Origin of the sequence: Escherichia sp. 93.1518 (assembly GCF_013368915.2) — a bacterium.
In the GTDB taxonomy this organism is placed as follows: domain Bacteria; phylum Pseudomonadota; class Gammaproteobacteria; order Enterobacterales; family Enterobacteriaceae; genus Escherichia; species Escherichia ruysiae.
This window is the reverse complement of the sequence record NZ_JABWMT020000024.1, coordinates 38,616-57,719: the sequence shown is the minus strand read 5'-3', so window position 1 is coordinate 57,719 and position 19,104 is coordinate 38,616. Positions and strand designations below refer to the sequence as shown.

Genomic DNA, 19,104 nt, shown 5'->3' with positions numbered 1-19,104 from the left:
ATTTAACTCACTCAAACTTTAATTCTCATTGTGATGACGCCCGCATAAAAGAATGATATTTTAATGAGTATTCTGAAAAAATTATCGATGCATTTCGAGCGACGGTGGTGAGGATCCCTGAATGCGTTTTTCTCACCGGCTGTTTTTACTGCTAATTTCCCTCCTGCCGAGCGCACCATTACTTGCTCAGGAAACCACTGACGCTGCGAAAAATGTGCGCCTGATGGTTTCCGGTATTGTCAGCTACACTCGCTGGCCGGCGTTATCTGGCCCGCCAAAGCTATGTATTTTTTCATCTTCACGTTTTAGTACCGCCCTGCAAGATAATGGCGCGACTTCTTTACCTTATCTGCCCGTCATCATTCACAGCAAACAAGAAGCACTCATTTCAGACTGCAATGGTTTTTATTTTGGCAACGAATCACCGACATTCCAGATGGAATTAATCAAACAATATCCGTCTAAGGCGTTATTATTAATTGCCGAACAAAATGCAGAGTGCATTATTGGCAGCGCCTTTTGTCTGCTCATCAACAATAATGATGTCAGATTTGCCGTAAACCTGGATGCCTTATCGCGTAGTGGTGTAAAGGTCAACCCGGATGTCTTAATGCTCGCTCGGAAGAAAAAAGATGGATAACGATAATTCTCTTAATAAGCGACCAACGTTTAAAAGAGCATTACGCAACATCAGCATGACCAGCATCTTTATCACCATGACGCTGATCTGGCTGCTGCTTTCCGTGACGTCGGTACTGACACTGAAACAATATACGCAAAAAAATCTGGCGCTCACCGCAGCAACCATGACTTATAGTCTGGAAGCAGCGGTCGTTTTTGCCGATGGTTCGGCAGCGACAGAAACCCTGGCCGCGCTGGGGCAGCAAGGTCAATTTTCAACCGCTGAAGTACGTGATAATCAGCAAAATATCATTGCATCTTGGCACTACACAGCCAGAGAACCGGGAGATAGATTCAGTAATTTCATTAGCCACTGGCTCTTTCCCGCACCGGTAATTCAGCCCATTCGCCACAATGGAAAAATCATCGGCGAAGTCCAGTTAACCGCTCGCGACAGTTCAATCAGCCATTTCATCTGGTTTTCACTTGCTGTGCTTACCGGTTGTATTCTGCTGGCATCAGGCATTGCAATCACCCTCACCCGCCATTTGCATAACGGACTGGTGGAGGCGCTAAAAAACATTACTGATGTAGTTCATGATGTGCGATCTAACCGCAATTTTTCCCGACGAGTTTCGGAAGAGCGTATCGCAGAATTTCACCGCTTTGCCCTCGACTTCAATAGTCTGCTGGATGAAATGGAAGAGTGGCAGCTTCGTTTACAGGCAAAAAATGCGCAACTCTTACGTACAGCCCTGCATGATCCGTTAACCGGCCTGGCTAACCGCGCAGCATTCCGCAACTGCATCAATACGTTAATGAGTGATTCTGCCGTTCGGGAAACCTCAGCCTTACTTTTTCTTGATGGCGATAATTTTAAATATATCAATGACACATGGGGTCACGCGACGGGCGATCAGGTCTTGATCGAGATAGCAACACGGTTAATGGAATTTAGCGGGAAACGGCATCAAGCGTACCGTATAGGAGGCGATGAGTTCGCCATGATTCTGTATGGCGTACAGTCAGAATATGAAGTACAGCGTATCTGTACAGCTCTCACACAAACCTTTCATCGCCCATTCGATCTCCATAACGGTCACCAGACCAGTATGACCTTAAGTATTGGATACGCTCTGACTCGCGAACACGCTTCTGCGGAAAAATTACAAGAGCTTGCCGATCGTAATATGTATCAAGCCAAACATCAGCGCGCCGAAAAGCTGGTGAAATAACAAGGAAATATCTACATGATAAAGCAACTGGTAGCACCTCTGGTTTTCTCCACTCTGATACTGGCTGGTTGCCAGACTCCACAAGGCAAATTCACCCCAGAGCAAGTCGCTGCTATGCAGTCTTATGGTTTTACTGAATCTGCAGGTGACTGGTCGCTTGGCTTATCCGACACTATTTTGTTTGCTAAAAATGACTACAAACTGCTTCCGGAAAGTCAGCAACAAATCCAGACCATGGCGGCAAAACTGACCTCTACCGGGCTAACACACGCCCGTATGGATGGTCACACCGATAACTATGGTGAAGATAGCTACAACGAAGCCTTATCACTGAAGCGAGCGAATGTCGTCGCCGATGCCTGGGCTGAGGGCGGGCAAATTCCGCGTAGCAATCTCACCACTCAAGGTTTAGGGAAAAAATATCCTATAGCCAGCAACAAGACAGCACAGGGCCGGGCTGAAAACCGCCGCGTTGCGGTGGTGATTAGTGCGCCTTAAATACAATTTCAGTAGATAAAAAAAGGGCCAGCCAATTGGCCAGCCCTTCTTAACAGGATGTCGCTTAAGCGAAATCTTAGTTGAGGCGCTCTTTGATACGAGCAGCCTTACCAGTACGCTCACGCAGGTAGTACAGTTTAGCTTTACGAACAGCACCACGACGTTTGACAGAAATGCTGTCAACTACCGGAGAGTGAGTCTGGAAGACACGCTCAACGCCTTCGCCGTTGGAAATTTTACGAACAGTGAATGCAGAGTGCAGACCGCGGTTACGAATAGCGATAACCACGCCCTCGAATGCCTGCAGACGTTTTTTGGAACCTTCAACAACCCATACTTTCACTTCCACGGTATCACCCGGACGGAAGGAAGGTACGTCCTGCTTCATCTGCTCTTGTTCAAGTTGCTTAATAATGTTGCTCATAATTTAATCTCTTATCCTGGGTAAACTGATATTTCGGGGGCTTACGCCATCCCATCATGTTTATGTTGCTGTTGTGCGTGTTCCGTTTTGAACTCCGCCAGCAACCTTGCTTGCTCTTCAGTCAGAGCCAGGTTTTCCAGAAGTTCAGGTCTTCTAAGCCAGGTACGACCCAGCGACTGTTTCAAACGCCAGCGACGTATCTCGGCATGGTTGCCCGACAGTAACACTGACGGAACTTCCATCCCTTCTAACACCTCAGGCCGCGTATAGTGCGGGCAATCCAGCAATCCTTCAGCAAAGGAATCTTCCGTTGCTGATGCTTCGTGACCCAGTACGCCCGGAATAAACCGGGAAACGGAGTCAATCAGCGTCATTGCTGGTAACTCACCACCGCTGAGAACGTAATCGCCGATTGACCATTCTTCGTCAATTTCGGTTTGGATCACGCGCTCATCTATACCTTCGTAGCGACCGCACACCAGAATCAATTTTTGATTCGTTGCCAGTTCGCTGACGCCCGCTTGATCAAGCTTGCGCCCCTGCGGTGACAGATAGATCACCTTAGCGCCTTCACCCGCCGCGCTTTTTGCTGCATGAATGGCGTCCCGTAAAGGTTGCACCATCATTAACATCCCCGGTCCGCCGCCGTAAGGACGATCGTCCACGGTACGGTGCCGGTCATGCGTGAAGTCACGTGGACTCCAGCTCTGGATGCTCAGCAGGCCATTTTTCACTGCCCGGCCAGTTACCCCGTAATCGGTAATTGCGCGGAACATTTCAGGAAACAGGCTAATTATGCCAATCCACATAGCGCCGTCTTTTACCGTTTATCCGGTGGTTTAAAAACCAGGATCCCAATCTACTTCGATTGAACGAGTAGTGAGATCGACTTTCTTGATAACCTGCCCATCGAGGAACGGTACGAGACGTTCCTTGATGCCAAACGCATCTTTCAGGTTTGCCTTAATGACGAGAACGTCATTAGATCCGGTTTCCATCATGTCGACGACTTTACCGAGATCGTAGCCTTCAGTGGTCACTACCTGGCAGCCCATCAGGTCTTTCCAGTAGTAGTCACCCTCTTCAAGCTGGGGCAGCTGCGATGAATCCACGACAATTTCACAATTCGTCAGCAGGTTCGCCGCATCACGATCGTCAACACCTTTCAGCTTGATGATCATGTCCTGATTGTGGTGCTTCCAGCTTTCCAGCTGGACTTGCTGCCACTGACCCGCTTTCTGGATAAACCAGGGCTGATAGTCAAAAATGCTTTCGGCGTCTTCGGTGGAAGAAAACACTCTGAGCCACCCACGAATACCGTAAGACGAACCCATTTTTCCCAAAACGATGGGATCAACAGGTGCTTGCGCGGTGAGTTGTTTGCTCATCATGACCACCGTGACAGATTAAGCTGCTTTGTTTACTTCTTTGATCAGCGCAGCAACGCGATCAGAAATAGTTGCGCCCTGGCCAACCCAGTGAGCGATGCGATCCAGATCCAGGCGAGTGCCTTCTTCTTTTTCGCTAGCGATTGGGTTGAAGAAACCAACGCGCTCGATGAAGCGACCGTTGCGTGCATTACGGCTGTCAGCGACAACAACCTGGTAGAACGGACGCTTTTTAGCGCCGTGACGTGCTAAACGAATAGTTACCATAACATCCTCTTGTGTGAATAAAACAACCGGACCCCATCGAGGAACGGAGTCCGGTGTCATATTAAAAGCCCGAAAATTTTACTGATTTCTGGAGAAAATGCAATCAGCAGTTAATAACTCTGTCGCATAAGGTCATTTAGCGACCAGGAAATCCCGGCGGCATCATCCCTTTCATGCTTCTCATCATCTTCGCCATTCCGCCCTTCTTCATTTTCTTCATCATGCGCTGCATGTCGTCGAACTGCTTCAGAAGACGGTTAACGTCCTGCACCTGCATACCGCAACCGGCAGCGATACGACGCTTACGCGAACCTTTGATGATTTCTGGCTTAGCGCGCTCTTTCATCGTCATCGAGTTGATGATGGCTTCCATACGCACCAGCACTTTATCGTCCATTTGCGATTTCACGTTATCCGGGATCTGCCCCATACCCGGCAGTTTGCCCATCAGGCTGGCCATGCCGCCCATATTTTTCATCTGGCGCAGCTGCTCAAGGAAATCGTTAAGATCGAAGCCGTCGCCTTTTTTCAGCTTGCTGGCTAACTTCTCTGCCTGCGCGCGGTCAACTTTACTTTCGATATCTTCGATCAACGACAGAACATCGCCCATGCCGAGAATACGGGAAGCGATACGGTCCGGGTGGAACGGCTCCAGCGCCTCTGTTTTCTCGCCAACACCGAGGAACTTGATAGGCTTGCCGGTAATATGGCGAATAGAAAGCGCCGCACCGCCACGCGCATCGCCGTCCACTTTGGTCAACACTACGCCGGTAAGCGGTAACGCTTCATTGAATGCTTTCGCCGTATTGGCGGCATCCTGACCGGTCATGGCATCAACCACAAACAGGGTTTCAACCGGATTAATCGACGCGTGGACTTGTTTGATCTCGTCCATCATCGCTTCGTCAACGTGCAGACGACCGGCGGTATCCACCAGCAGCACGTCGTAGAATTTCAGCTTAGCTTCTTTCAGCGCCGCGTTAACGATATCAACCGGCTTCTGACCAACATCTGAAGGGAAGAAATCGACGCCTACCTGTTCAGCCAGCGTCTCAAGCTGTTTGATTGCCGCCGGGCGATAAACGTCGGCAGAAACCACCAGCACTTTCTTCTTGTGCTTCTCGCGCAGGAACTTACCGAGTTTACCTACGCTGGTTGTTTTACCGGCTCCTTGCAGGCCCGCCATCAGCACCACCGCAGGCGGTTGCGCAGCCAGGTTCAGGGTCTGGTTCTCTTCGCCCATCGCCGCAACCAACTCGTTACGGACGATTTTGACGAACTCCTGCCCCGGCGTCAGGCTTTTATTAACTTCATGACCAACCGCTTTCTCTTTTACGCGATTGATAAACTCACGCACTACCGGCAGAGCGACGTCCGCCTCCAGCAGCGCCATGCGCACTTCGCGCAGCGTATCTTTAACGTTGTCTTCAGTAAGGCGTCCACGGCCACTGATATTGCGCAGCGTGCGCGACAAACGATCGGTTAAATTATCAAACATTGTCTCTCGCCTGGGGTGGAAACGGTTGGCCGCAATCGCGACACATCATCTGTATTTTGCCGCAGTATAACATGAAGGCGTCTTTGTTGTTATGCAACGGTTGGAGCAGCGTTCACCTGACGCTATACTGCTTTTCTTTCTCATTGCTCAAACTGTCGACATCACTATGCCCGTTTTTGCTCTGCTCGCGCTCGTCGCCTACTCCGTCAGTCTCGCGCTGATTGTTCCCGGTCTGCTGCAAAAAAACGGCGGCTGGCGGCGCATGGCTATTATTTCTGCGGTCATTGCGCTGGTCTGCCACGCAATCGCTCTGGAAGCCCGCATCCTGCCCGACGGTGATAGCGGACAAAACCTCAGCCTGCTGAACGTTGGTTCATTGGTCAGTTTGATGATCTGTACGGTAATGACCATTGTGGCTTCTCGCAATCGTGGCTGGTTGCTGCTACCCATTGTCTATGCCTTTGCGCTTATCAACCTGGCGCTGGCGACCTTCATGCCCAATGAATACATCACCCATCTGGAAGCAACGCCTGGGATGCTGGTGCACATTGGCTTATCGCTCTTTTCCTATGCCACGCTAATTATCGCCGCCCTGTACGCGCTGCAACTGGCGTGGATTGATTACCAACTGAAGAACAAGAAGCTGGCATTTAACCAGGAAATGCCGCCATTGATGAGTATCGAGCGTAAAATGTTCCACATCACGCAGATTGGCGTGGTGCTGCTAACGCTCACGCTTTGCACTGGCCTGTTCTATATGCACAACCTATTTAGCATGGAAAATATCGACAAGGCTGTGCTCTCTATCGTGGCGTGGTTTGTCTATATTGTGCTGCTGTGGGGACATTACCATGAAGGATGGCGTGGACGCCGCGTCGTCTGGTTTAACGTTGCGGGCGCGGTAATTCTGACACTGGCCTACTTCGGCAGCCGAATTGTCCAGCAGTTAATCAGCTAAACCCAGAAAAGGAGTTTCCCCTGGAACACATTTCTACTACTACGTTGATCATTATTCTGATCATCATGGTGGTCATTTCAGCCTATTTTTCCGGGTCCGAAACCGGAATGATGACCCTCAACCGCTATCGTCTGCGACATATGGCGAAACAGGGTAATCGCTCGGCCAAACGCGTCGAAAAATTGCTGCGTAAGCCAGACCGCCTGATAAGCCTGGTGTTAATCGGCAATAACCTGGTCAATATTCTTGCCTCCGCGCTCGGCACTATTGTTGGGATGCGTTTGTACGGCGATGCGGGCGTGGCAATTGCGACTGGTGTGCTGACTTTTGTCGTACTGGTTTTTGCTGAGGTATTGCCGAAAACCATTGCCGCGCTGTACCCGGAAAAAGTCGCTTATCCGAGTAGTTTTCTGCTGGCTCCGCTGCAAATTTTGATGATGCCGCTGGTCTGGTTGCTGAATGCTATCACCCGTATGCTGATGCGCATGATGGGTATCAAAACCGATATCGTGGTTAGCGGCTCTTTGAGCAAAGAAGAGTTGCGCACTATCGTGCACGAATCGCGCTCACAAATTTCCCGTCGCAATCAGGATATGCTGCTGTCGGTGCTCGATCTGGAAAAAATGACCGTCGATGACATCATGGTGCCGCGCAGTGAAATTATCGGCATCGATATCAACGATGACTGGAAATCGATTCTCCGCCAGCTCTCCCACTCTCCTCACGGGCGCATAGTGCTGTACCGCGACTCGCTGGACGACGCCATCAGCATGTTGCGTGTGCGTGAAGCCTGGCGGCTCATGTCGGAGAAAAAAGAGTTCACCAAAGAAACCATGCTACGCGCTGCGGACGAAATCTATTTTGTGCCGGAAGGCACGCCGCTCAGTACGCAATTAGTTAAATTTCAACGCAATAAAAAGAAAGTCGGCCTGGTCGTCAACGAATACGGCGATATTCAGGGACTGGTGACGGTTGAAGATATTCTGGAAGAGATTGTCGGTGATTTCACCACGTCGATGTCGCCAACGCTTGCTGAAGAAGTGACGCCGCAAAACGACGGTTCGGTGATTATTGATGGCACAGCCAACGTGCGAGAAATCAACAAAGCCTTTAACTGGCATCTGCCAGAAGATGATGCTCGCACGGTTAATGGCGTCATTCTTGAGGCACTGGAAGAGATTCCTGTCGCAGGCACTCGCGTGCGTATTGGCGAGTACGATATCGATATTCTCGACGTACAGGACAATATGATTAAGCAGGTAAAAGTTTTTCCTGTGAAACCGCTGCGCGAGAGTGTGGCGGAGTAACGAAAACGGCCCAGCATTCACATGCCGGGCCGTAATTTATTACGAAAACAGTAATTAAGCTTTTGCTTTCGCTACAGTAACCATCGCCGCGCGAATCGTACGACCGTTCAGCGTATAACCTTTCTGCATAATGCCCAGTACGTTACCCGGCGCAACGTCGTCAGATTCCACCATTGCGATAGCCTGATGCACGTTCGGATCCAGCGGTACATTCGTTTCGGCAATCACATCAACGCCAAACTTACGTACTACATCCAGCATCGACTTCAGCGTCAGCTCAATACCTTCAACCATCGCAGACATATCCGGGTTAGCTTTATCAGCCACTTCCAGCGCGCGATCCAGACTATCAATCACCGGCAGCAATTCGTTGATGAATTTTTCCAGCGCGAATTTATGCGCTTTTTCGATATCCAGTTCAGTACGACGACGCAGGTTTTCCATTTCCGCTTTTACGCGCAAAATGCCATCACGTTCACGGGTCTGGGCCTCAGCCAACTGAGCTTCGAGATTCGCAATTTTTTCATCGCGCGGATCCACCTGCTCAGCAGAAGCGTCTGGCTCAACTGCCTCAATCTCTTCGTGCTGATCCATGATAATTTCTTCCGGGGCTTGCCCCTCAGGCGTTTTCTGTTCTTTACTACTCATGAATTTCTCCGCGTTTTTTTCGCATTCATCTCGCTAACTTCGCTTATTATGGGGATCAGTTTCAGGGTTTCAAGGGAAGCACTCACATTGTCATCAATCTTCGCAACAAGGACCTCGGAAAAATGAATAATCATTTCAAGTGTATTGGCATTGTGGGACACCCACGGCACCCTACTGCATTGACAACACATGAAATGCTCTACCGCTGGCTGTGCACAAAAGGTTACGAGGTCATCGTCGAGCAGCAAATCGCTCACGAACTACAACTGAAGAATGTGAAAACTGGCACGCTCGCGGAGATTGGGCAACTGGCTGATCTCGCGGTAGTCGTTGGTGGCGACGGTAATATGCTGGGCGCGGCGCGCACGCTCGCCCGTTACGATATTAAAGTTATTGGAATCAACCGTGGCAACCTGGGTTTCCTGACTGACCTTGACCCCGATAACGCCCAGCAACAATTAGCCGATGTGCTGGAAGGTCACTACATCAGCGAGAAACGTTTTTTGCTGGAAGCGCAAGTCTGTCAGCAAGATTGCCAAAAGCGCATCAGCACCGCGATAAATGAAGTGGTACTTCATCCAGGCAAAGTGGCGCATATGATAGAGTTCGAAGTGTATATCGACGAGATCTTTGCGTTTTCTCAGCGATCTGATGGGCTAATTATTTCGACGCCAACAGGCTCCACCGCCTATTCTCTGTCGGCGGGTGGCCCGATTCTGACACCCTCTCTGGATGCGATTACCCTGGTACCCATGTTCCCGCATACGCTGTCAGCGCGACCACTGGTCATAAACAGCAGCAGCACGATCCGCCTGCGTTTTTCGCATCGCCGTAACGACCTGGAAATCAGTTGCGACAGTCAAATAGCACTGCCGATTCAGGAAGGTGAAGATGTCCTGATTCGGCGCTGTGATTACCATCTGAATCTGATTCACCCGAAAGATTACAGCTATTTCAACACATTAAGTACCAAGCTCGGCTGGTCAAAAAAATTATTCTAATTTTACGCCAGCCTCTTTACTGTATATAAAACCAGTTTATACTGTACACAATAACAGTAATAGTTTTTCATACAGGAAAACAACTATGTTGGCACAACTGACCATCAGCAACTTTGCTATCGTTCGTGAGCTTGAGATTGATTTTCACAGCGGCATGACCGTAATAACCGGCGAGACCGGCGCGGGTAAATCTATTGCGATAGATGCTCTCGGCCTGTGTCTCGGTGGTCGTGCTGAAGCCGACATGGTGCGTACCGGCGCTGCCCGCGCTGATCTGTGCGCCCGTTTTTCACTGAAAGATACGCCCGCAGCACTGCGCTGGCTGGAAGAAAACCAACTGGAAGATGGCCACGAATGCCTGCTTCGTCGCGTTATCAGTAGCGATGGCCGTTCCCGTGGTTTTATCAACGGTACGGCTGTTCCGCTGTCTCAGCTACGCGAACTGGGTCAATTGCTGATTCAGATCCATGGTCAACACGCTCATCAGTTACTCACCAAACCCGAGCATCAGAAATTCCTGCTTGATGGCTACGCCAATGAAACGTCTCTGCTCCAGGAAATGACCGCGCGTTATCAGTTGTGGCATCAAAGCTGCCGTGACCTCGCGCATCATCAACAACTAAGTCAGGAACGCGCCGCCCGTGCTGAACTACTGCAATACCAATTAAAAGAACTGAACGAATTTAATCCGCAGCCCGGCGAGTTTGAACAAATCGACGAAGAGTACAAACGTCTGGCTAACAGCGGTCAATTGCTTACGACCAGCCAGAATGCATTGGCATTAATGGCTGACGGTGAAGATGCGAACCTGCAAAGCCAGCTTTACACCGCTAAACAACTGGTCAGCGAATTGATTGGTATGGACAGCAAACTGTCCAGCGTACTTGATATGCTGGAAGAGGCCACTATCCAGATTGCCGAAGCCAGTGACGAATTACGCCACTACTGCGATCGTCTGGATCTCGACCCTAACCGCTTGTTTGAACTTGAACAGCGTATCTCAAAGCAGATTTCGCTGGCACGTAAACACCACGTCAGCCCGGAGGCATTGCCGCAATATTATCAGTCACTGCTGGAAGAACAGCAGCAACTTGACGATCAGGCCGACTCACAAGAAACGCTCGCGTTGGCGGTAACGAAACATCATCAGCAGGCACTGGAAACGGCGCGCGCATTACACCTGCAACGCCAGCACTATGCAACTGAGCTGGCACACCTGATCACCGACAGTATGCAGGCGCTGTCCATGCCGCATGGACAGTTTACGATTGATGTTAAATTTGACGAACATCACCTGGGCGCTGACGGTGCTGATCGTATTGAGTTTCGGGTAACCACCAACCCAGGTCAGCCGATGCAGCCCATTGCCAAAGTCGCCTCCGGTGGTGAATTGTCCCGTATCGCACTGGCAATTCAGGTCATCACCGCGCGTAAAATGGAAACCCCGGCGCTTATTTTCGATGAAGTGGATGTGGGGATTAGCGGTCCGACAGCGGCAGTTGTCGGCAAACTGCTACGTCAGCTTGGTGAATCAACCCAGGTGATGTGTGTTACCCACCTGCCACAAGTTGCAGGATGCGGTCATCAACACTATTTTGTCAGCAAAGACACCGATGGTGCTATGACCGAAACGCATATGCAATCCCTGGATAAAAAGGCGCGGTTACAAGAGCTGGCACGCCTGCTTGGCGGCAGTGAAGTCACACGCAACACGCTGGCAAACGCGAAAGAACTACTGGCAGCGTAAACTTTTTTACCGCTTCACGGTCAGAATAGACAGCAAAACGCCGTAAGACCGGAAAGCAAAAGGTTTTAAAGTGATGAAAGGTCTATTATCATCGGCATATTACAGATGAGCCACGTACTGCTCGGGCCCGAAAAGGAATCAAATCATTATGCGCTGTAAAACGCTGACTGCTGCCGCAGCAGTACTATTGATGTTGACCGCAGGCTGTTCCACTCTGGAGCGAGTGGTTTACCGTCCTGACATCAACCAGGGGAACTATCTGACTGCTAACGACGTGTCCAAAATACGCGTTGGCATGACGCAACAACAAGTTGCGTACGCATTGGGTACACCGCTGATGTCCGATCCATTTGGTACAAATACCTGGTTCTATGTCTTCCGCCAGCAACCAGGCCATGAAGGTGTAACGCAGCAAACTCTGACGCTGACCTTTAACAGCAGCGGTGTGTTGACCAATATTGATAACAAACCTGCGCTGAGTGGCAACGAATAAAACTTGCTGTTTATAGCGATTAAAAAAGGTGCTCAGTGAGCACCTTTTTTCTGCCTGCTATTTATTCGCCGATTTCTCTGCGCGCTGTCTACGAAGCTCTTTCGGATCGGCAATCAGAGGTCGATAAATCTCTACACGATCGCCATCGCGCACGATATCGCTCAGTTTTGCCGGACGACTGTAAATGCCGACTTTATTTTTAGTTAAATCGATATCTGTACGCAATTCCAGCAAACCACTTGCGCGAATTGCCTCTTCAACCGTCGCGCCCTCCTGCAATGTTACACGCTGCAAATACTGCTTCTCTGGTAACGCGTAAGCTACCTCTACAGCAATTTTACCTGGCACTATAAACCTCTTTTGCTCGCACGGTGAAAGCCTGCACCATATTAGCCGCCAGCTCTTTAAACACGCGACCGAAGGCGAGTTCAATCAACTTATTAGTAAACTCAAAGTCGAGATGAAACTCGATACGGCACGCTTCCGGACTCAACGGTGTAAACTTCCAGCCGCCGATCAATTTCTTGAACGGCCCATCAACCAGATTCATCAGAATACTTTGGTTACTGGTCAACTGATTGCGGGTAGTAAACGTTTTGCTGATCCCAGCCTTAGAGACATCTACCGCAGCGGTCATCTGTCCAGGAGTGGACTCCAGAATCCGACTTCCAGTACAACCTGGCAAAAACTGAGGATAAGACTGAACGTCATTCACTAACTGATACATTTGCTCCGCGCTGTAGGGAACGAGTGCGGTCCGGCTAATTTGAGGCATAACAAATTCCATCAACAAAAATCCAACAAATAATATCATTTATCCTGCTGTAAAAAAAACGCTATCCCGGCGCTGGGTAACATCGTGTTCATGCTAAGATAGAGCCTTGTCCCCCGCAGGATTGATATGGGGTATTTTCGATTTCAGATTACCGATGATTCACGACGCTTATGACGAAGAAAAAAGCACATAAACCTGGTTCAGCGACCATCGCGCTTAACAAGCGCGCCCGTCACGAATACTTTATTGAAGAAGAGTTCGAAGCGGGACTTGCCCTGCAAGGCTGGGAAGTTAAATCCCTGCGCGCAGGAAAAGCCAATATTAGTGACAGCTATGTCCTTCTGCGCGACGGTGAAGCGTTCCTGTTTGGCGCAAATATCACGCCGATGGCAGTGGCTTCCACACATGTGGTGTGCGATCCTACTCGTACCCGCAAGTTACTTCTCAACCAGCGCGAACTGGACTCATTATATGGTCGCGTCAATCGTGAAGGCTATACCGTAGTGGCGCTCTCTCTGTACTGGAAAAATGCCTGGTGCAAAGTGAAAATCGGCGTCGCGAAAGGTAAGAAACAGCACGATAAACGTTCCGACATCAAAGAACGTGAATGGCAGGTTGATAAAGCGCGTATAATGAAAAACGCTCACCGTTAAACCTGCATCACATATTCTGACCAGATCCTCACCGCGCCTCCCCTCTCCGGTGGCGCGAATGCACATCTTATCGGCTATCATATTTGATACAGATGTCGTCATCCCTTTGCTTAATCGAATAAAAATCATGCCAAGCGGGCGCTAAATCCTGAACGATAACGCCATTGGGGCTGGTCATGACGCTCACAAATCTGGTATACTCGCTGTTACACATTGGGGCTGATTCTGGATTCGACGGGATTTGCGAAACCCAAGGTGCATGCCGAGGGGCGGTTGGCCTCGTAAAAAGCCGCAAAAAATAGTCGCAAACGACGAAAACTACGCTTTAGCAGCTTAATAACCTGCTTAGAGCCCTCTCTCCCTAGCCTCCGCTCTTAGGACGGGGATCAAGAGAGGTCAAACCCAAAAGAGATCGCGTGGAAGCCCTGCCTGGGGTTGAAGCGTTAAAACTTAATCAGGCTAGTTTGTTAGTGGCGTGTCCGTCCGCAGCTGGCAAGCGAATGTAAAGACTGACTAAGCATGTAGTGCCGAGGATGTAGGAATTTCGGACGCGGGTTCAACTCCCGCCAGCTCCACCACTTGCTCTTCCGGATACGTCCGGAGAAATCCTGAAAGCCCACATGGCGCAAGCCCTGTGGGCTTTTTTGTGTCTACCGTTGTCCGAGGATATCCAGCTGAATCCAGTGATTATTGGTATACGTTTAGGTATACGGTAAGATGTATACCTAAATGCGTATACCAATTCATGAAGGAACGGCCAAAGTGGCAAGAACGACACGTCCCCTGACCAACACTGAAGTTCTGCGCGCTAAAGCGTTAGAAAAGGATCTAACGTTGCATGATGGCGATGGCCTTTTTCTGCTCGTTAAAACGAACGGTAAGAAATTATGGCGTTTCCGCTACCAAAAGCCAGTAACAAAACAGCGGACCATGATTAGTTTAGGAACCTTCCCTGCACTATCCTTGGCTGAAATCAGAAATGTGCGAGCTAAGTATCTTTCCTTGTTAGCCAAGGGGATCGATCCACAAACACACAATGAACAAGTCACACAACAACAACAAATTGCAGTAGAAAGTATTTTTTCAAACGTTGCTAAAAATTGGTTTGCCATTAAACGCAATAGCGTTACACCTGATTATGCAAAGGATATATGGCGATCCTTAGAGAAGGACATTTTCCCTGCTATCGGAGAGATTCCTGTTCAGGAAATAAAAGCACGTATATTAATTGAAGCCCTAGAACCAATTAAGGCCCGCGGTGCACTCGAGACTGTTCGTCGTTTGGTGCAACGTATTAACGAAATTATGATCTACGCTGTCAATACCGGATTAATTGAGGCTAATCCTGCGTCAGGTATTGGCATGGCTTTTGATAAACCCAAAAAGCAAAATTTGCCAACGCTGCGGCCAGAAGAATTACCTAAACTGATGCATTCTCTAGTAATGTCAAACCTGTCTATTCCTACTCGTTGTCTGATCGAATGGCAACTACTGACACTCGTTCGCCCTTCAGAAGCCTCTGGCGCCCGCTGGGATGAGATCGATTTAGAATCCAAACTTTGGAGAATTCCTGCTGAAAGGATGAAAGCAAAGCGCGAACATATAGTTCCTTTATCATCTCAAGCTTTAATTATTCTTGAAGTAATGAAACCCATAAGTGCTCATCGTGAACATATATTTCCTAGCAGGAATAACCCTCAAGAACCGATGAATAGCCAAACAGCAAATGCAGCATTAAAACGCATAGGGTACGGAGGAAAGTTAGTTGCACATGGACTCCGTTCTATTGCCAGCACTGCATTAAATGAAGCCGAATTTAATTCTGACATTATTGAATCAGCTCTTGCACATATTGATAAAAATGAGGTGAGAAGAGCATATAACCGCTCCACTTATCTTGATAAACGTAAAGAGATGATGGCTTGGTGGGGAAATTTTATATATAAAAATAATTCATTATAAAAGGGATTACAATGAATATTGATTCTATAAAACTTCATTTACAAAATTTTTTCACAAATAATCCAACTGTTCTTATCGGTTCTGGCCTCTCTCTCGGTGAGGGGATTCCAGGCATGAAAACATTGGGAGAACATCTTAATACAACTATCCCCAAATTAGTAAGCGGGGATCTTATAAGAGAATGGGGTATCATAAGTTCCAAACTAAATAATGGTATGGGACTTGAAGATGCCATGGCATTTCTTAAAGATGAAAGTGAACTTATCCCATTAATTATTCAGCACACCGCAGATCTTATTTTAAAGCATGAAAATACTGTAATATGCTCTGTAATCAATGGAGAAAAAAATCTAGCATTTACATCTTTATTGAATCACTTAACTTTTAATCAAAATGAATTGATAATTATAACTCCAAACTATGATAGACTAATTGAAATAGCATGTGAAATTGCTGGTCTAGAAATTTCAACAGGATTTATCAATAGTTATCATTGTATAAATAATCCTGAAGTTGAGTTAGATAAATTCAAAATCGCCCACTCTATCAAAACCACACGAGGTAAATCTACAGTTCAAATTAGAACTAAAAAACACGTTAAAATATTTAAACCTCATGGTAGTCTTGATTGGTTCAAGGCTGACGATAAAATTATCAGGACCAGCTTTCAAAATAAACATGAAAGATTAATTATTACACCAGGTACAAGTAAATTCAGAGCTGGATATCAGCAGCCTTTTGATTGGCATAGAGAAAAAGCAAACCATTATATCAAAAGAGCAAAATCACTATTAATTATTGGCTATGGGTTTAATGATGAGCAGTTAGAAGTACATTTGAAATCAAAAATACGTGAAAAAATACCTGTTTTATTAATGACATATGAATTGACATCAAACGCTCAAAAAATATGTGATGATAATCCTTCTATAACATATGTTATTGCAGAAGGAAACAATTCCATCGTTTGTATCGATGGCATTAAATATAAAATCGAAAAGAATATTTGGTCTTTAAATGAGTTTGTTAAAGAGGTACTTAAATAATGGAATATTACGTCATTAACACTGATGAAACATGCTTTATCGGACGAATCGCAAATGTTGATACCGATCGTGCTATTATCATTTCAGAGTCTCCAGAGATCATACAAGAACTAACCGTTTTTGACTTGGTTGCTATTGAAGGCAATACCCCCACAGAGTTTCTTGTTGGTATCATTGAAAAAGTAAAACGCTCTATTGGAGAAATACAAACTATTGATACTGAAGAAAATATTGAAGATGACAGTGAAAAAGATTTCGATAATATCTTCCAAACTTATTCTATCGATCATGATATTCTTCAAGTAGCTCTTATCGGCACTTTCTGGGAGGTTTACGGGGATAGAAGGAAAATTTTTAAAAGAGGAGCACAATATTTTCCAAAAGTTGAAAAACAAGCATTTCTTATAAAAAAAGACAGTCTTGAGAAATTAATGTCGGCAGTCGACAATGATACTCCTGATGAGCTAAAACTCATACTAGGCAACTATGGAAATACCAATTCACGAGCAGTTGCAAATGGGGATAAATTATTTCAGAGACATGCTGCCCTATTGGGGAGTACTGGTTCAGGTAAAAGTTGGACAGTTGCGTCATTACTAGAACAAGCCTCAAAATTAAAATACAACAATATTGTACTTTATGATCTTCATGGTGAATACAAAACTTTATCTGATACACATAATAAATCGAACCGCCCGAGCATAGCCGATTATTTTAAAATTGCAAGCCCAGGAAATATCGACGATGTAAATAGTATTTATGTACCTCATTGGTTATTAAACAAAGAAGAAATGCTATCACTGTTGTTAGATAGAAGCGATAGCAATGCACCTAATCAGGCAGCAAGATTTAGCTACCACGTGAGAGAGCTAAAAAAAGAATACATCACACACAACAGATTAATACACTTAGAAGATTGTTTGACTGTTGATGCTCCAATACCCTACTCTATCGAGGATCTTATTAGCAGACTGCACGATGATGATCAAGGTATGAAAAAAGGTACTAATAATAAAGAAATAAAAGGTGATTGGAATGGAAAACTAACAAGATTCATAAGCAGGTTAAGAACAAAAGTAGACGACAAGAGGAACTGTTTTCTATTCTCAAATAAACCAGAACACAACCAATATGATTGGTTGGAGAAATACGCTTGTAAAATTTTAAAATCAGATAGCACAGATCATGGCATTAAAATAATTGATTTTTCTGAAGTTCCTTCAGATATTATGCCTATTGTTATTGGTGTATTGACCAGATTTTTATACAACGTCCAATTTTGGAGATGTGAGACCGAACGAACCCCTATAGCATTCGTTTGTGACGAAGCTCATATTTATTTACCCGCTAAGGATACCACTGAGGCTGAAACAAAAATATCCTTATCAATATTCGAGAAAATTGCTAAAGAAGGCAGAAAGTACGGAGTATCTTTATTAGTCGTCAGCCAAAGACCTTCTGATGTTAGCAGAACAATACTAAGTCAATGTAATAACATAATTTCTCTCAGACTAAGTAATTATAGAGATCAACAGGTAGTTAGTCGGTTAATGCCTGATTCATTGAGTTCATTAACATCCATACTACCAATTCTTGATACTGGGGAAGCAATAGTTCTTGGCGACTCTGTTCTATTACCAGCTAGAATAAAATTGAATCCACCAACACTCAAGCCCGATAGCGCAACCAGAGCTTTTTGGAATGAGTGGGGGGCAATTGAAGCAAAAGAAATCTCTATAGCAAATGCTGTTGAATCACTCAGGAGACAATCTCGTAATCGCTAATAAAAATATTATCTAGCAACGCGCAGTGCTTTCCCCGCCTCGCCCGCCCGCTTTGCGGGGCGGTTTCAATGCAGTTGCACTGACACGCTCAGGCCGCGCCGGGAATGGCGCGGTCTGCAGAAAATGAGGCAGGAAAACGCATGCAAAGCCATGCACCTTATCGATGCATGGCTTTTTTCAGTAAAAACGGGCGGATTTTCGGGGAATTTTACACAGACTGATGTGATGCCAGTTGCGCACTTTTACGCGAAAAAATCATGTTCTGCGCAGGGGTGAATTTTTCACGGCTGTCATCCACCGAAGCCGCGTCAGGCCTGAATCCGATGGTCGTTAAAATGTCGCTATCCTGTGCGGAATAATTAATTTTTTCCCCCTTCGCAAGCCAGGACAGAAGGGCTTCACGCAGGGCATCTGTGGCACGCTGTATGGCACAGTTTCGGGCAATGGCCGTCAGCTCACTGTAGCCCATCAGCTCCGGTGCCAGTGCCGCCGCCAGTGCTGTGCCGTGCTGCTGCATAAAATCATTCAGCCGGTCGCGGATGCTGATGTGCTGAACGGCTTCATGCGAACGAATATAACGACCGGCGGCCTGATTCACCTGCCATTTTCTGACTTCGATAATATTGCGTAATTCGTCCAGGCGACTGACGTTTCTGCCTTCTCCTGACAGAAGCCGCAGGTATTCCTGTTCGGCCGCTGCCAGCTCATTTTTGCGTTGCAGCCATGCTGCTTTGTTATTCTGACAGGTGTCAAAGGCCTGCTGTAAGGCTGTGCTTTCCATCGTTATCTCTTTCTCATC

The 19,104-nt window shown here is 47.1% G+C and carries 21 protein-coding genes and 1 other RNA gene; 13 read left to right on the top strand and 9 right to left on the bottom strand.

The features are described 5' to 3' along the window. Positions 1-121 precede the first annotated feature (121 nt). The 3 genes from HEN21_RS16805 to HEN21_RS16795 are packed head-to-tail and all read left to right on the top strand — an operon-like array spanning position 122 to position 2,354. A complete protein-coding gene (locus tag HEN21_RS16805) occupies positions 122-640 on the top strand; it encodes a YfiR family protein (protein WP_176252390.1) in 519 nt (172 codons plus the stop codon). Further along, on the top strand, positions 633-1,856 hold the full coding sequence (dgcN, locus tag HEN21_RS16800; protein WP_000368160.1) for a diguanylate cyclase DgcN: 1,224 nt from the start codon (positions 633-635) through the stop codon (positions 1,854-1,856). The genes HEN21_RS16805 and dgcN overlap by 8 nt, the downstream gene beginning before the upstream one ends. 15 nt (positions 1,857-1,871) lie before the next feature. After that, entirely contained in the window at positions 1,872-2,354 is a 483-nt protein-coding gene (locus tag HEN21_RS16795; RefSeq protein WP_000595359.1) for an OmpA family protein, read from the top strand. Positions 2,355-2,430: 76 nt separating this feature from the next. On the opposite strand, the gene rplS is transcribed toward HEN21_RS16795, so the two are convergent. The 5 genes from rplS to ffh all read right to left on the bottom strand — a co-directional run bounded on the left by rplS (position 2,431) and on the right by ffh (position 5,931). Continuing rightward, positions 2,431-2,778 carry a 50S ribosomal protein L19 gene (gene rplS / locus HEN21_RS16790; protein ID WP_000065253.1) on the bottom strand — a complete coding sequence of 116 codons (348 nt, stop codon included), beginning with the start codon at positions 2,776-2,778 and terminating at the stop codon, positions 2,431-2,433. Between the two features lie 41 nt (positions 2,779-2,819). Then, positions 2,820-3,587, bottom strand: a complete 768-nt coding sequence (gene trmD, locus HEN21_RS16785; RefSeq protein WP_000264785.1) for a tRNA (guanosine(37)-N1)-methyltransferase TrmD — start codon at positions 3,585-3,587, stop codon at positions 2,820-2,822. A 30-nt stretch (positions 3,588-3,617) separates the two neighbouring features. After that, positions 3,618-4,166, bottom strand: coding sequence for a ribosome maturation factor RimM (gene rimM / locus HEN21_RS16780; RefSeq protein ID WP_000043335.1), 549 nt, complete (start codon positions 4,164-4,166; stop codon positions 3,618-3,620). Between the two features lie 18 nt (positions 4,167-4,184). Beyond that, complete coding sequence (gene rpsP, locus HEN21_RS16775; protein ID WP_000256450.1) at positions 4,185-4,433, bottom strand: 30S ribosomal protein S16; 249 nt, start codon at positions 4,431-4,433, stop codon at positions 4,185-4,187. Between the two features lie 136 nt (positions 4,434-4,569). Further along, positions 4,570-5,931 carry a signal recognition particle protein gene (ffh, locus tag HEN21_RS16770; RefSeq protein ID WP_000460035.1) on the bottom strand — a complete coding sequence of 454 codons (1,362 nt, stop codon included), beginning with the start codon at positions 5,929-5,931 and terminating at the stop codon, positions 4,570-4,572. A gap of 166 nt (positions 5,932-6,097) precedes the next feature. Here ffh and HEN21_RS16765 point away from each other — a divergent pair, with 166 nt between their 5' ends. Together HEN21_RS16765 and HEN21_RS16760 are read left to right on the top strand one after the other, a co-directional pair. Further along, positions 6,098-6,889, top strand: a complete 792-nt coding sequence (locus HEN21_RS16765) for a cytochrome C assembly family protein (RefSeq protein WP_001338897.1) — start codon at positions 6,098-6,100, stop codon at positions 6,887-6,889. A gap of 20 nt (positions 6,890-6,909) precedes the next feature. Beyond that, positions 6,910-8,196 (top strand): HlyC/CorC family transporter, encoded by a 1,287-nt coding sequence (locus HEN21_RS16760; protein WP_010723175.1) that lies wholly within the window; start codon positions 6,910-6,912, stop codon positions 8,194-8,196. Positions 8,197-8,250: 54 nt separating this feature from the next. On the opposite strand, the gene grpE is transcribed toward HEN21_RS16760, so the two are convergent. Then, complete coding sequence (grpE, locus tag HEN21_RS16755; RefSeq protein WP_010351929.1) at positions 8,251-8,844, bottom strand: nucleotide exchange factor GrpE; 594 nt, start codon at positions 8,842-8,844, stop codon at positions 8,251-8,253. A 122-nt stretch (positions 8,845-8,966) separates the two neighbouring features. On the opposite strand from grpE, the gene nadK reads away from it, so the two are divergent. From nadK to bamE, 3 genes are all read left to right on the top strand, one after another. After that, positions 8,967-9,845, top strand: coding sequence for an NAD(+) kinase (gene nadK / locus HEN21_RS16750; RefSeq protein ID WP_001059169.1), 879 nt, complete (start codon positions 8,967-8,969; stop codon positions 9,843-9,845). Between the two features lie 85 nt (positions 9,846-9,930). Next, positions 9,931-11,592 carry a DNA repair protein RecN gene (gene recN / locus HEN21_RS16745; RefSeq protein WP_105285929.1) on the top strand — a complete coding sequence of 554 codons (1,662 nt, stop codon included), beginning with the start codon at positions 9,931-9,933 and terminating at the stop codon, positions 11,590-11,592. A gap of 148 nt (positions 11,593-11,740) precedes the next feature. Next, on the top strand, positions 11,741-12,085 hold the full coding sequence (gene bamE, locus HEN21_RS16740; RefSeq protein ID WP_001203438.1) for an outer membrane protein assembly factor BamE: 345 nt from the start codon (positions 11,741-11,743) through the stop codon (positions 12,083-12,085). A gap of 57 nt (positions 12,086-12,142) precedes the next feature. Here the strand turns inward: bamE and HEN21_RS16735 are convergent, their stop codons facing one another. Next, on the bottom strand, positions 12,143-12,433 hold the full coding sequence (locus tag HEN21_RS16735) for an RnfH family protein (protein ID WP_001117835.1): 291 nt from the start codon (positions 12,431-12,433) through the stop codon (positions 12,143-12,145). Further along, positions 12,423-12,860, bottom strand: a complete 438-nt coding sequence (ratA, locus tag HEN21_RS16730) for a type II toxin-antitoxin system toxin RatA (protein WP_024191158.1) — start codon at positions 12,858-12,860, stop codon at positions 12,423-12,425. Before ratA ends, HEN21_RS16735 begins: the two co-directional genes overlap by 11 nt. Positions 12,861-13,030: 170 nt before the next feature. Between ratA and smpB the strand changes: the two genes are divergently transcribed. The 5 genes from smpB (at position 13,031) to HEN21_RS16705 (ending at position 18,305) form a co-directional block, all read left to right on the top strand. Then, entirely contained in the window at positions 13,031-13,513 is a 483-nt protein-coding gene (gene smpB / locus HEN21_RS16725; protein ID WP_000162574.1) for an SsrA-binding protein SmpB, read from the top strand. A gap of 215 nt (positions 13,514-13,728) precedes the next feature. Beyond that, positions 13,729-14,091: a transfer-messenger RNA gene (ssrA, locus tag HEN21_RS16720) on the top strand. A gap of 184 nt (positions 14,092-14,275) precedes the next feature. Continuing rightward, complete coding sequence (locus HEN21_RS16715; RefSeq protein WP_021516367.1) at positions 14,276-15,475, top strand: integrase domain-containing protein; 1,200 nt, start codon at positions 14,276-14,278, stop codon at positions 15,473-15,475. Between the two features lie 11 nt (positions 15,476-15,486). Then, on the top strand, positions 15,487-16,521 hold the full coding sequence (locus HEN21_RS16710) for an SIR2 family protein (protein ID WP_021516368.1): 1,035 nt from the start codon (positions 15,487-15,489) through the stop codon (positions 16,519-16,521). Then, positions 16,521-18,305: an ATP-binding protein gene (locus tag HEN21_RS16705; protein ID WP_021516369.1), complete on the top strand. Its 1,785-nt coding sequence runs from the start codon at positions 16,521-16,523 to the stop codon at positions 18,303-18,305. Before HEN21_RS16710 ends, HEN21_RS16705 begins: the two co-directional genes overlap by 1 nt. Positions 18,306-18,513: 208 nt before the next feature. On the opposite strand, the gene HEN21_RS16700 is transcribed toward HEN21_RS16705, so the two are convergent. Then, a complete protein-coding gene (locus HEN21_RS16700) occupies positions 18,514-19,086 on the bottom strand; it encodes a phage polarity suppression protein (RefSeq protein ID WP_000446131.1) in 573 nt (190 codons plus the stop codon). Positions 19,087-19,104: the final 18 nt, after the last annotated feature.

Excerpts from the sequence above, each read along its gene's own strand:
- trmD (WP_000264785.1), bottom strand. The coding sequence starts at position 3,587 with ATGTGGATTGGCATAATTAGCCTGTTTCCTGAAATGTTCCGCGCAATT.
- rplS (WP_000065253.1), bottom strand. The coding sequence starts at position 2,778 with ATGAGCAACATTATTAAGCAACTTGAACAAGAGCAGATGAAGCAGGAC.
- HEN21_RS16705 (WP_021516369.1), top strand. The coding sequence starts at position 16,521 with ATGGAATATTACGTCATTAACACTGATGAAACATGCTTTATCGGACGA.
- bamE (WP_001203438.1), top strand. The coding sequence starts at position 11,741 with ATGCGCTGTAAAACGCTGACTGCTGCCGCAGCAGTACTATTGATGTTG.
- HEN21_RS16805 (WP_176252390.1), top strand. The coding sequence starts at position 122 with ATGCGTTTTTCTCACCGGCTGTTTTTACTGCTAATTTCCCTCCTGCCG.
- HEN21_RS16710 (WP_021516368.1), top strand. The coding sequence starts at position 15,487 with ATGAATATTGATTCTATAAAACTTCATTTACAAAATTTTTTCACAAAT.
- recN (WP_105285929.1), top strand. The coding sequence starts at position 9,931 with ATGTTGGCACAACTGACCATCAGCAACTTTGCTATCGTTCGTGAGCTT.
- dgcN (WP_000368160.1), top strand. The coding sequence starts at position 633 with ATGGATAACGATAATTCTCTTAATAAGCGACCAACGTTTAAAAGAGCA.
- smpB (WP_000162574.1), top strand. The coding sequence starts at position 13,031 with ATGACGAAGAAAAAAGCACATAAACCTGGTTCAGCGACCATCGCGCTT.
- ffh (WP_000460035.1), bottom strand. The coding sequence starts at position 5,931 with ATGTTTGATAATTTAACCGATCGTTTGTCGCGCACGCTGCGCAATATC.
- grpE (WP_010351929.1), bottom strand. The coding sequence starts at position 8,844 with ATGAGTAGTAAAGAACAGAAAACGCCTGAGGGGCAAGCCCCGGAAGAA.
- HEN21_RS16765 (WP_001338897.1), top strand. The coding sequence starts at position 6,098 with ATGCCCGTTTTTGCTCTGCTCGCGCTCGTCGCCTACTCCGTCAGTCTC.
- rimM (WP_000043335.1), bottom strand. The coding sequence starts at position 4,166 with ATGAGCAAACAACTCACCGCGCAAGCACCTGTTGATCCCATCGTTTTG.
- rpsP (WP_000256450.1), bottom strand. The coding sequence starts at position 4,433 with ATGGTAACTATTCGTTTAGCACGTCACGGCGCTAAAAAGCGTCCGTTC.
- HEN21_RS16700 (WP_000446131.1), bottom strand. The coding sequence starts at position 19,086 with ATGGAAAGCACAGCCTTACAGCAGGCCTTTGACACCTGTCAGAATAAC.
- nadK (WP_001059169.1), top strand. The coding sequence starts at position 8,967 with ATGAATAATCATTTCAAGTGTATTGGCATTGTGGGACACCCACGGCAC.
- ratA (WP_024191158.1), bottom strand. The coding sequence starts at position 12,860 with ATGCCTCAAATTAGCCGGACCGCACTCGTTCCCTACAGCGCGGAGCAA.
- HEN21_RS16795 (WP_000595359.1), top strand. The coding sequence starts at position 1,872 with ATGATAAAGCAACTGGTAGCACCTCTGGTTTTCTCCACTCTGATACTG.